Origin of the sequence: Vagococcus luciliae (assembly GCF_024637875.1) — a bacterium.
In the GTDB taxonomy this organism is placed as follows: Bacteria; Bacillota; Bacilli; order Lactobacillales; family Vagococcaceae; genus Vagococcus; species Vagococcus luciliae.
Genome location: NZ_CP102451.1, coordinates 1,449,621 through 1,461,743 on the forward strand (window position 1 = coordinate 1,449,621; position 12,123 = coordinate 1,461,743).

General features: G+C 32.3%; 14 protein-coding genes. 12 read left to right on the forward strand and 2 right to left on the reverse strand.

The features are described from left to right. The first annotated feature begins 27 nt into the window (after positions 1–27). The gene (locus G314FT_RS07070) at positions 28–390 is read left to right on the forward strand and encodes a TIGR02328 family protein (protein WP_257699910.1); all 363 of its coding nucleotides are present in this window, start codon (positions 28–30) and stop codon (positions 388–390) included. 39 nt (positions 391–429) lie between these two features. Here the strand turns inward: G314FT_RS07070 and G314FT_RS07075 are convergent, their stop codons facing one another. Then, positions 430–1,581, reverse strand: coding sequence for an FtsW/RodA/SpoVE family cell cycle protein (locus tag G314FT_RS07075; RefSeq protein WP_257699912.1), 1,152 nt, complete (start codon positions 1,579–1,581; stop codon positions 430–432). Between the two features lie 249 nt (positions 1,582–1,830). Here G314FT_RS07075 and trxB point away from each other — a divergent pair, with 249 nt between their 5' ends. Both trxB and ccpA read left to right on the forward strand, forming a co-directional pair. Then, positions 1,831–2,748, forward strand: coding sequence for a thioredoxin-disulfide reductase (gene trxB / locus G314FT_RS07080; RefSeq protein ID WP_257699914.1), 918 nt, complete (start codon positions 1,831–1,833; stop codon positions 2,746–2,748). Between the two features lie 247 nt (positions 2,749–2,995). Then, complete coding sequence (gene ccpA, locus G314FT_RS07085; protein ID WP_257699915.1) at positions 2,996–3,997, forward strand: catabolite control protein A; 1,002 nt, start codon at positions 2,996–2,998, stop codon at positions 3,995–3,997. Positions 3,998–4,031: 34 nt separating this feature from the next. Here the strand turns inward: ccpA and trhA are convergent, their stop codons facing one another. Beyond that, the gene (gene trhA, locus G314FT_RS07090) at positions 4,032–4,676 is read right to left on the reverse strand and encodes a PAQR family membrane homeostasis protein TrhA (protein WP_257699916.1); all 645 of its coding nucleotides are present in this window, start codon (positions 4,674–4,676) and stop codon (positions 4,032–4,034) included. Between the two features lie 117 nt (positions 4,677–4,793). Between trhA and G314FT_RS07095 the strand changes: the two genes are divergently transcribed. The 9 genes from G314FT_RS07095 to dprA all read left to right on the forward strand — a co-directional run bounded on the left by G314FT_RS07095 (position 4,794) and on the right by dprA (position 12,064). Next, positions 4,794–5,636: a DegV family protein gene (locus G314FT_RS07095; RefSeq protein WP_257699917.1), complete on the forward strand. Its 843-nt coding sequence runs from the start codon at positions 4,794–4,796 to the stop codon at positions 5,634–5,636. Between the two features lie 52 nt (positions 5,637–5,688). Beyond that, complete coding sequence (locus tag G314FT_RS07100) at positions 5,689–6,558, forward strand: SGNH/GDSL hydrolase family protein (RefSeq protein WP_257699918.1); 870 nt, start codon at positions 5,689–5,691, stop codon at positions 6,556–6,558. 12 nt (positions 6,559–6,570) lie between these two features. Then, the gene (locus G314FT_RS07105; protein WP_257699920.1) at positions 6,571–7,206 is read left to right on the forward strand and encodes a YpmS family protein; all 636 of its coding nucleotides are present in this window, start codon (positions 6,571–6,573) and stop codon (positions 7,204–7,206) included. 12 nt (positions 7,207–7,218) lie between these two features. Then, positions 7,219–7,434 carry a YozE family protein gene (locus tag G314FT_RS07110; protein ID WP_257699922.1) on the forward strand — a complete coding sequence of 72 codons (216 nt, stop codon included), beginning with the start codon at positions 7,219–7,221 and terminating at the stop codon, positions 7,432–7,434. A gap of 17 nt (positions 7,435–7,451) precedes the next feature. After that, positions 7,452–8,885: a S41 family peptidase gene (locus G314FT_RS07115; protein WP_257699923.1), complete on the forward strand. Its 1,434-nt coding sequence runs from the start codon at positions 7,452–7,454 to the stop codon at positions 8,883–8,885. Between the two features lie 100 nt (positions 8,886–8,985). Then, complete coding sequence (lepB, locus tag G314FT_RS07120; protein ID WP_257699925.1) at positions 8,986–9,531, forward strand: signal peptidase I; 546 nt, start codon at positions 8,986–8,988, stop codon at positions 9,529–9,531. Positions 9,532–9,543: 12 nt separating this feature from the next. Next, the gene (gene ylqF / locus G314FT_RS07125; RefSeq protein ID WP_125955862.1) at positions 9,544–10,395 is read left to right on the forward strand and encodes a ribosome biogenesis GTPase YlqF; all 852 of its coding nucleotides are present in this window, start codon (positions 9,544–9,546) and stop codon (positions 10,393–10,395) included. Continuing rightward, on the forward strand, positions 10,388–11,155 hold the full coding sequence (locus G314FT_RS07130; RefSeq protein ID WP_257699927.1) for a ribonuclease HII: 768 nt from the start codon (positions 10,388–10,390) through the stop codon (positions 11,153–11,155). Before ylqF ends, G314FT_RS07130 begins: the two co-directional genes overlap by 8 nt. 51 nt (positions 11,156–11,206) lie before the next feature. Then, positions 11,207–12,064, forward strand: a complete 858-nt coding sequence (gene dprA / locus G314FT_RS07135; RefSeq protein ID WP_257699934.1) for a DNA-processing protein DprA — start codon at positions 11,207–11,209, stop codon at positions 12,062–12,064. Positions 12,065–12,123 lie beyond the last annotated feature (59 nt).

The window sequence follows — 12,123 nt, forward strand, 5'->3', positions numbered from 1 at the left end:
GTAAAATAATCTGATAGGAGAGTAAACATGAGATTATGGCATGAAGTATTAATACCTAAGTTACCAAGGCAACAACTACTAGGTCAGCATAGAGAGTGTTGTGCGCTAAGAGGTAAAGGGTGGGGAAAACCACATTCAACTGTTAATTATGTGTTTGATCATAGTCCGTATAAATTAGTGCAATACCATTGGTTGATTATGAACGAGATGGAAAACAGAGGTTATAAACCTGATACACTTTGGAAAAATCCTTTATATAGGGGGAAAGCAATCGATGCTTATACAGAGTTACCAGAGATACCGATAGAAACTCCAATTTATCCAGAACATCATGATGACTATTTAAAAGAATGTTTAGATAACTTGGCTGAAAAAGACATTTACTTATAAAAAAACAATCAAATGCACATGACGGCATTTGATTGTTTTTTATGCTTTAGAATCCATTCCAAAAATTAAACCAAGAGCTAACATCGTTGAAATTAAAGCTGTTCCTCCTTGACTTAAGAAAGGAAGAGGAATACCTGTTAATGGTAACAAACCAATTGAGGCTCCGATGTTTTCGAATGTTTGGAAAACCAACATAAAGACTATTCCAACACAGATGTAAATATTAAAGGTAGAATTACTTTTAATGCCGGTATAGAAAATTTGGAAAAATAGATAAAAGTAAAGTAAAATGACAGCTGTTGCACCGACAAAGCCATATGCTTCACCTACAAAAGTGAAAATCATGTCAGACTCTCTAACTGGCACATAAACTTGTACCCCGGTTGTTCCAGTCCCAAACAATCCACCAGACCCAATAGCTAAGAGTCCTTGAACTTGCTGGTAAGCAATAGAGGTTGCATACTCAAAAGGATTAACCCAAGCTCTAATGCGATTTAATTGGTATTCTTTAAAATGTAGAGAGGAAAGTATTGATTGACCAAAATCAGTAAACACCAAGAAAATAAGTGTTCCACCTAAAACAGTAGCAATACCACCCAGAACAGCCACAATTCGCCAGTTAATACCTGATGCCACAATAAGTGCGCCAAGAACACAAATGAATACTAAACTTGTTCCAAAATCCTTTTGCACAAACATTAAAAAGAATAAAGGGAGAGAATACAAGGCTAATTTTTTTACCATATCCAAATCAGTATGAATATCTTTTTCAGGTACTCTCTTATTGTATTTTACAAGTTCTTTAGATATAAAGAGAATGTAAGCTGTTTTAGCAATTTCAGATGGTTGAAATTGAAAGCCAAAAATGTCTAACCAACGTTTTGTGTTGGTTAACTCGTACATGTGAGGATCATAAAAAAAATATAAAGACCCCATCAATAATAATGAGAAAACATAAAACCATGGGACAGCTTTCCAAATGATATCACGTTTGATATATTTCACTCCAAACATTAAAGCTGTTCCTAATAATACAAAAGTTAATTGTTTTAAAGCTTGTTTAGTGGGATCGTTTTGGTCATAGTACGCGACCCAATATTGTAGCCAAACACTCAAAATAAGCATTAAAAATATTGGCAATAATAACGCGTAGTTAAAATTATTTTGTTGTTGATATTCTTGTCGTTTCATGCCGTCATCTTATCCTTTATTTAGTTATATTAATTAAAAATTTTAAGTCCATACTTTTAATAAGCTACCACTTTTATTGATAATAGTATATAGTAATAATGAAATTAAATGAATTTTTAATCTTTTTTCTTACTTATGTTTAAATTTAGAAAATTTTATATTGTTATTTTTGATAGTCAAGACGAATCAATAGACAATAAAAATAGAAAAGGTTAAAGTATGAGTAGAAAACTATAGGGGGTATTAATTATGTATGATGTAATTATTATAGGGGCAGGACCTGGAGGGATGACATCAGCTTTATATGCTTCTCGTTCTGGATTATCTGTATTAGTAATCGAACGAGGTGCACCAGGTGGACAGCTAATGAATACAGATGAGGTAGAAAATTATCCTGGATTTAATCTTATTTCCGGTCCTGATTTAGCCCTTAAAATGTATGAAAATTCTACTAACTTTGGCGCAGAACATGTCTATGGAAATGTTGTTAGCATTGAAGACCATGGAGCTATTAAAAAAGTAGTTTGTGATGATGAAACGTATGAAGGTAAAACAGTGATTATCGCTTCAGGAAGTGAACATCGTAAAATCAATATCCCTGGTGAAGAAAAATACGCTGGACGGGGTGTGTCTTATTGCGCAGTTTGTGATGGGGCATTCTTTAGAGACCGTCATTTAGTAGTGATTGGAGGAGGAGACTCAGCGATTGAAGAAGGCATGTACTTAACTCAGTTTGCAAGTAAAGTAACCATTGTTCATAGAAGAGATGAATTAAGAGCGCAAAAAATACTACAAGATCGTGCATTTAAAAATGAAAAAATTGAATTTATGTGGAATAAAGTTCCAATTGAGATAAACGGAAATGATATGAGTGTGCAATCAATTAAATTAGAGGATACTAAAACAGGTGAAGTAGAAGACTTATTAGCGGATGGTGTATTTATTTATATTGGATTAGATCCGTTGACTAATTTTGTTAAAGATTTAGGTATTACAAATGCTCATGGATGGATTGAAACAGACAATCATATGGCAACTAACATTCCAGGTATTTACGCAATTGGAGATGTTAGAGAAACCGTTTTGAGACAAATTGCGACAGCTGTTGGAGATGGTAGTATCGCTGGACAAGAAGTTTATAATTATTTAAGTAGCTTAGATGATTAATAGAGCACATATTAAAAAATAATAGGTAAACCTTTTGGTGCAAAAAACTATCTTTATTTATTTTGCATTAAAAGGTTTTTTATTTCAATTTTGATTCTTTAAATAATGGTTTATATTCCTATAGTTTTTTGTAAATTTCACACATTTTCATGAAAACATCTATAAAACGCTTGCAAAATCAATGTTTTTCTGATAATCTATGTGTGACTTACAATTGACAGTATAATGAATTAAAGGAGAACATAATATGGAAAAACAGACTATTACAATTTATGATGTTGCAAGGGAAGCAGCAGTTTCTATGGCAACTGTATCACGTGTTGTTAATGGAAACCCAAACGTAAAGCCTGCCACTAGAAAAAAAGTATTAGAGGTAATCGAAAGATTGGATTATCGTCCAAATGCAGTGGCAAGAGGGTTAGCAAGTAAAAAAACAACAACAGTTGGAGTGATTATTCCAGACGTAAGTAATGCTTATTTTGCTTCGTTAGCTCGAGGAATTGATGATGTGGCAACAATGTATAAATATAATATTATCTTAGCAAACTCTGATGGAAACGATGTGAAAGAAGTAAATGTATTAAATACATTACTTGCCAAACAAGTAGATGGTATTATTTTTATGGGACATCATTTAACTGAACAAATTAGAGGGGAGTTTTCTCGTTCTAAAACACCAGTTGTGTTAGCAGGATCAATCGATCCAGATAATCAAGTGGGTTCAGTAAACATTGATTATGAAGCGGCGACAAAAGATGCAACAAACCAATTGATTAAATCAGGAAATAAAAAAGTAGCGTTTATTTCAGGTTCTTTATTAGATCCTATAAATGGTATTCAACGTTTGAAAGGTTATAAAGAGGCTCTAAAAGAAAATAATCTAGATTTTAATGAAGGATTAGTATTTGAAGCAGAATATAATTACAAAGCTGGTCTTGCTTTGCACGATCGCGTTATTAATAGTGGTGCAACAGCAGCAGTTGTCGCAGATGATGAGTTAGCTGTTGGGTTGTTAAATAGTCTAACTGATAATGGTGTAAAAGTACCGGAAGAGTTTGAAATTATTACAAGTAATAATTCATTATTTTCTGACATTGCGCGACCAAGTGTGACAAGTATTTCTCAACCATTATACGATATTGGAGCTGTATCAATGCGTTTGTTGACTAAACTAATGAATAAAGAAGAAATTGATGAAAAAGATATCGTCTTACCTTATGGATTGATAAAAAAACAATCAACAAAATAAAAAAAGTCATTGCTTGATTCAAGCAATGACTTTTTTATGTATAAAGATAAACTGAAAAGAAAATAAAGACCGCTCCAGCTAATACAAATAAGTGCCAAATAACATGCATATATTTTAAATGTTGTCTACTATAGAAAAAAGTTCCAGCTGTATAAGATACCCCACCCAGTACTAATAAAAGTAAACCGTTAAAACCAAGCCCTTCGTATAATGGTTTTATCGCAATGACGCATAACCAACCCATCAATATATAGAGAAAATAATCAGCTTTTCCTCTTTTTTGAAGAAAAATGGATTTGTACACAATTCCTGAAATAGCAAGCAACCAAATGATAATAAACATAGTCCAACCTAATTTTCCCCCGATTGTGACTAAACTATAGGGTGTATAACTACCAGCAATGAGTAAATAAATAGAACTGTGATCAAATACTTGAAAAACTTTTCTAGCTTTAGTAAAAATTAAACTATGAAATAAGGTAGAAAATAAAAATAAAAGAATCATCGAAGCGCCAAATATTGAGTAGGAAACAATACGAATAGGCGAGTGCAATTGGGATCCTTTAATAATGAGTAGTACTAAACCGGCAATGCTTAATCCGGTTCCAATACCATGAGTAATAGCATTGAAGACTTCATTTACAATAAGATATTTTTTTGAATAAGTTGGATTGTGCATGATGTATACGTCCTTTCGTTTTTTAGTGAAAAATATTTTTTTTTCTGTTATACTAAATAAACAGAAAGATTAATTAAATTGTACATGAATATTGTTGGTTTTGAAAGAGGTTTGATGATGACAAAAATTAAAATAGTGACGGACTCATCTTGTATTATTCCAGAAGAGAGACTAAAACAGATTGATATACACACCATAAGTTTATCCATAATGATTGACGGTGTCATTTATGCCAATCAAAATGAGTTGGATCCTTTTGAGTTTATGACGATGATGTCTAATTCAAAAACATTACCAAAAACTAGTCAACCACCCATTGGGGAATTTGTAGAACTTTATGACCAATTAGGTGAAGATGGTAGTAAAATTATTTCAATCCATTTAACAGAAAAATTAAGCGGGACTGTTAATACTGCTAGACAAGCTGCTCAGTTATCAAAATCAAATGTGACAGTCATTGATAGTGATTATATTGATCAGGGTCTAGGATTCCAAGTTTATCAGGCAGCTAAAATGGCTAAAGAAGAAAAATATACGGTAGAAGAGATTGTTTCAGCTGTTGAGCATGTAAAAAATAATACTCAACTATATATTGGGGTTGCTACTCTAGAAAACCTTGTTAAAGGTGGTCGAATTGGTAAATTAGTTGGTGCGGTTTCTGGTTTTTTTAATATGAAGTTATTAATGCAGTTAAAAAATGGAGAACTAGAAATGGTTACTAAAGGTCGAGGAAATAAAACATTTATTAAATGGGCTAAAGAGTTAGAAAAGAAAATAGCTCATTTATCAGTAGGCTACCTAGGTATGTCTGAAGCCGCAGGTGCCGAAATTTGTGAAGAAATGAAAACTATTTTAAAAGGTGCGTTACCTGATTTAAACATACCAATTGTGCACACGACTCCTCTTGTAGCAACACATACAGGAAAAGGTGCATTTGCCGTAATGTTTTATACAGATTAAAAAACAAAGATAGCAGATCTAAACGGTCTGCTTTTTTAAATGAGGGATTTTAATGAAAAAAATTACATATCACATGAAATATGTCCTATTTTTTACTGTAATAGTTATTATTTGTAGCATGATTGGCCTATTATTTATTCCAAAAGCTGATAATATTCATTTGAGTGGAGAAACAACATCTTCGACAAATAAAATAGAAATGATTCGTTTAAGTGCTATTGGTGATTCACTGACTGAAGGGGTAGGGGACACAACGAATGCTGGTGGGTACTTGCCATTATTACAAAAAGATTTGTCTGATACATATCCAGTTGATGTATTTCAAGCTGAAAATTTTGGTAAATCAGGTGATCGAAGTGATCAAGTATTGAAGAGATTAAAGAAAAATGAAGACATGCAAAAGTCTGTGAAAAATGCCAATGCTATACTACTAACAGTTGGAGGAAATGATTTATTACAAGCTCTTCAACCAAAATTATTTAGTAAAGTGACTGTTAATAAAATGGATAGTTCTAAAGAAAAATATTACGACAGATTGGACAATCTGTATGCTGAAATAAGAGTATTAAATCCTGATGCTCCTATTTATCAATTAGGGATATATAATCCATTTTATTTAAATTTTTCTGATATTACAGAGTTACAAGAAATAGTAGACTATTGGAATAAAAGTTCACAAGAATTTGTTCAAAAACAATCCAATGCCTATTTTGTCCCAATTAACGATGATATTTACCAAGGTATTCCAGAAATTTCGAAAACAGATGAGGAAAAAGAAACCATTAAATCTAATAATAGTGCATCGATTAATGATTTGATTTCATCTGAAGATACCTTTCATCCGAATAATTTAGGGTATCAAATTATTGCTAATGCATTTGAACTTAAAATGGCGTCGACAAAAGATAAGTGGCTTAAGTAGGAGATGAATTTAATGAGTGATACAGAAAAAAATAACCAAGAAAAAAGAGACGTTAAACAGTTTTTTAAAAATCCTTGGAAAGTGGCTTTTATTACTTTAATCGCAATTCTTTTATCATTAGTGATTGTAGTGGGGTATCGTATTAGTACACCAAGAATGACATATGATTCTAAAAATGAGACAACTGTTGATTTAAAAGATCCTATCTTGGAAGTCTCCATGACAAAGGATCAAGTTAGTCGAGCAATTAATTATTATATTAAAGATTTATTTGATAGCTCAGGTGTTGACTATACATTCCATTTAGATAAAGATGCATTGATTGATGGGACATTTTCATTACTGGGACATGATACTCACTTCTATTTGTATTTTGAGCCCTTTGTGTTAGCTAATGGAGATGTTCAACTAAAGGCAAAGGATTTAACTGTTGGGACATTAAGTGTTCCAATACCTGCAATGATTAGCTATATTTCTCATTCGGTTGATTTTCCTAAGTGGATTGAAATTAATCCAGATGAACAGTACATTACACTTCATTTACAACAAATGAAATTAGCCAATGGAATGCGTGTAAAAGCAGAACAAATTAATTTAGTTAATGATCAAATAAGATTTAACTTATATTTATCAGATAATAAGAAATAAAGGAGTTAATTTATGAGTTTTTATCATTACATTCAAGTACACAGAGGAAAATTAGAACAAGATGCGATTTCAAAATTAGCAGAAGATATTTTTGATGACATCCAGTTTCCAAAACAAGAAACGGATTATCATGCCATTTCTGATTATTTGGAAACCAATACTTACTATGTTCCAAATATGGATGTATTTGATGAATTATGGGAGATGTATCAAGAAGTTACTAGATAAAGGAAGTGTATGCTAATATGAAAGATAATAATACTAATAAAAAAACCGTTTCTTTGACCAAATATATTATAACGAGTGTCATTATCGCGATTCTGGCTATTGGAGGAACTGTTTTTGTTTATGAATCTAAAGGAAAAGCTCAAACAGCTTCAACACAAGATAATTTGGATAATATTGCTGATTTGGCAACTCTTATTCAACAAGGCTACATAAAAGATGTTGATTCTAAGAAGCTCTATGAAGGAGCTATGAAGGGTATGGTAGCAGCAATTGATGACCCGTATTCAACGTATTTTACGGCTGAAGAAGCAAAAGGTTTTGAAGAAGACATCAATGGAAATTTTGAAGGAATTGGTGCTGTGATGAGCATGACAAATGATCTCCCCACTGTTGCAGAGCCTCCAATTAAAGATTCCCCAGCAGAAAAAGCTAAACTTCAAACAGGTGATACTATTTTAAAAGTAGATGATAAAAGTATTGAAGGGAAGAGCTTGAGTGATGTAGTGAAATTGGTTCGTGGAGAAAAAGGCACAGATGTTAAATTAGAAATTAAACGTGGAACAGAAACGTTTCCTGTAACCATTACAAGAGATGTTATTCCAGTTGAATCTGTTACTGGAAAAATAGATGAAAAAAATAAAGATATAGGGTATATTTCTATTAGTAGTTTCAGCTCATCAACCTCAGAAGAGTTTGATAAAGTGGTGACGCAACTTCGAAAAGAAGGAGCTAAATCATTTGTTCTTGATGTTCGTGGAAACCCTGGTGGTATGCTAGATCAAGTCGAAAAAATTAGTAGTCGCTTTTTAAAAGATGGCCAAACGATTGTAAAGTTTGAAAGTAAATTAGAAGATGATGAAGAGCATAAAGCTAGTAAAAAACTTGATGGTGGCGACAAAATTACTGAGCCAACTGTTCTATTAGTCGATGAAAATAGTGCCAGTGCGTCTGAAATATTAGCAGGAGCATTTATTGATTCAGCTAACATTGATGTGGTTGGAACGAAAACATTTGGTAAAGGAACCGTTCAAACAGTTATTCCAATGAATGATGGTGCAGAAATAAAACTAACTATCAAAAAATGGTTAACACCAAGTGGAAAATGGATTAATAAAAAAGGGGTTGAACCAACGATAAAAGTGGAGAAACCATCTTATATTCAACATAAATTAATTGATACATCTCTTACTTATCAGTTAGGCTCAATAAATGAGAATGTGAAAATAATCAACGAATATTTAAAAATATTAGGCTATGATGTAGATGATAGCGACACTTATAATGAAAAAACAGAACAAGCTGTAAAAAGTTTCCAAGAAAAAAATAAATTGGAAGTAACAGGTACAGCGGATGAAAAAACTGTTAGAGAATTAGAAAAACAAATTGTAGATTATTGGAAAAATCATGATGTTCAATATGAAAAAGCGATTGAAACGTTAAAAAAAGACTAGTGAAAACTAGTCTTTTTTTAAGGAAACAGGAAAGATAACGAATTTATGTGGTATTTTAAAGGATTTTTTTATATCATAGTATCTGGAGAGTAGGTGACGTATGGAGAAAAAGATTGTTGAAACACTGTGGCATTGGATTAAAATGTTTGTACTATGTACGGTGATTATTTTTATCATGCGAGCGTTTATATTTGTTCCATTAGAGGTGACAGGAAATTCTATGTCTCCTACGTTGAAAGAGCATGATTTTGTCGTAGTTGAAAATTTTTCTACAGTCAATCGCTTTGATATCATTGTGTTTCATGCTCCGGATGGTAATACTTATGTTAAACGTGTTATTGGATTACCAGGAGATCACATTGTCTATAAAAATGATAGTTTATACATTAACAATAATTTAGTGGAAGAAACATTTTTAAAAGATATTAAGAAAAAAAAGAATGAATATGTGTTAACATCAGATTTTGATTCAAAGGATTTAATCGGTACGAAAACAATCCCTAAAGATCAGTATTTTGTTATGGGGGATAACAGACGTGTTAGTAAAGATAGTCGCTCTTTTGGAACGATTTCTTCCTATTCAATCATAGGAAAGGCAAGATTAGTGTATTATCCAATTCAAGATATAAAAATAATTAAAGACTAAAGGAGTAATGGTATGACAATTCAATGGTTTCCAGGTCATATGGCAAAAGCAAGACGTGAGGTTGCAGAAAAATTAAAATTAGTGGATATCGTTTTAGAGATAGTCGATGCAAGGCTGCCTATTTCAAGTCGAAATCCTATGTTGGATTCGTTAATCCAACAAAAGCCAAGATTGATGTTGTTGAATAAATCAGATTTAGCAGATGTAAAAGAAACACAAAGATGGCATGATTATTTTGCTTCTCAAGGGATTCATTGTTTAGCTATTAATGCGAATCAAGGAAAAGGAATCAATAAAATTACACCAAAAGTTAAAGAAATTTTAGCAGAAAAAATTGCTAAACAAGCAGCTCGCGGGATGAAACCTAGACCAGTTCGTGCGATGTGCATTGGGATTCCTAATGTTGGGAAGTCAACGCTATTAAATCGCTTAGCGAATAAAAATATGGCGAAAACAGGTAATATGCCTGGAGTAACTAAAGGACAACAATGGTTAAAAACGGGAAAAGACTTAGAGTTGTTAGATACCCCAGGAATTTTGTGGCCAAAATTTGAAGATAAAGAGATTGGAAAAAAATTAGCCTTAACAGGTGCCATTAAAGATGCTTTATTACATATGGATGATTTAGCATTATATGGTTTAGAATTTTTTAATGAATTTTATCCTGAACAATTACAAGAGCGATATAAATTAACGGATGAAGACATGACGTTAAATCAAGTAGATAAATTGATGTTAATTACCAAAAAAAGAGGATTCCAAGAAGATTATGAGCGAGGTAGTGTCATGATCGTTCAAGAAATTCGAGATGGACGTTTGGGTAAGTACACACTAGATAGAGTTGAGGATATGCTTCATGAGTGAGACAATTCAATCTATCAAAGAAAAATTTTCTTTTGTTATCGATGAAAAGGATGACTTATTTGCTCAATATCAACAAGATGAGCGCAAAGGAGTTCAAAAAATTATTGATCAAACAAAAAAAAGGTTACAAAAGCAACAAGCACTAAAAGAACAATTTATTGCAATGACTCGTTATGAAAAAAAAGCAAGAATACAAGGACATAATGTTATTGTCGGAATTGATGAAGTGGGACGTGGTCCTTTAGCTGGTCCAGTAGTTGCAGCGGCGGTTGTATTACCGGATGATTTTGATGGTATTGGCATTAATGATTCTAAGCAGTTATCTTTAAAAAAACGTGAAGAATTTTTTGATAAAATTCAAGAACAAGCTGTGTCAATTGGTATAGGAATCATGAATGAAGAGGTCATTGATTCTATCAATATATATGAAGCAACAAAATTAGCAATGATAGAAGCAGTTAATCAACTAAATGTATCACCAGATTGTTTATTAATCGATGCTATGAGGCTACCTCTTGATATCCCACAAGAAAGTATTATCAAAGGAGATGCCAATAGTATTTCAATTGCTAGTGCAAGTATTATGGCAAAAGTCACAAGAGATCGTATGATGGTAGAATTTGATAAAGAATTTCCTGGTTACGGCTTTGCAAAAAATGCGGGATATGGTACTAAAGAACACTTAGCACAACTTGATAATCAAGGAATTACTAAAATACATCGAAAAACATTTGAACCAATCAAAAGCATGTTAAACTAAATTAGAACTCTTTTGCGTATGTTGTTAAAAACAATGCAAGGGAGTTTTTTTATGCATCAATTACTTATTTTTCGTCTGAAACATACAAAAGGGATTGGAAATATTGGTCGGTTGAAACTATTACCATATTTAATGGCAAATCCATTTGATTATTGCTTTGAAACAATGTTGAAAATTGCAGAAATAAAGCCAAAATACCACGCAATTTTTGTGGAAACGTTTAATGAAAGTCTGAAAATAACGGAAGAAGATTTGGCTTTATATATGGAAGAGTATGGCATGATTACCTTTTTAGATAAGGAGTATCCAGAGCAATTATCATACATCTATAATCCACCTGTTGCTTTATTTTATAAAGGGAAGAAAGAATTATTGCAAACACCTATGTTATCCATTATTGGTTCAAGGAAACAGACTGACTTTGGAAAAGAGATGATTGAATCATTAATGCCTGATTTAATCAATAACCAATTAACAATTGTTAGTGGATTAGCAAAGGGGAATGATACATCTGCTCACAAATTAGCTATTCGAAGACAGGGAAACACAATTGGTGTATTGGGCTTTGGATTAAATCGAGTGTACCCTAAAGAGAATCAGCGACTGCAAGAGTATATGTATCAAAATCAATTGGTGATAACAGAATATTTACCAAATGAATCACCACTTCCTTATCACTTTCCAGAACGAAACCGAATCATCGCAGGTCTTTCATTGGGAACACTTGTGGTTGAGGCAAAAAAGAGAAGTGGTACGTTCATTACAGCTCAACTAGCATTAGAAGAAGGAAGAAGTGTTTTTGCTATTCCAAATAATCCATTGATAAAGGAATCAGAAGGTTGTTTGTTGCTTATTAAAGATGGAGCAAAATGTGTTCAATCAAGTTCAGATATTTTAGAAGAATTATAGAAAACCTTGACAAATACGAAATCAATAGCTAATATGATAAACGATTGCCGAAGTGGTAT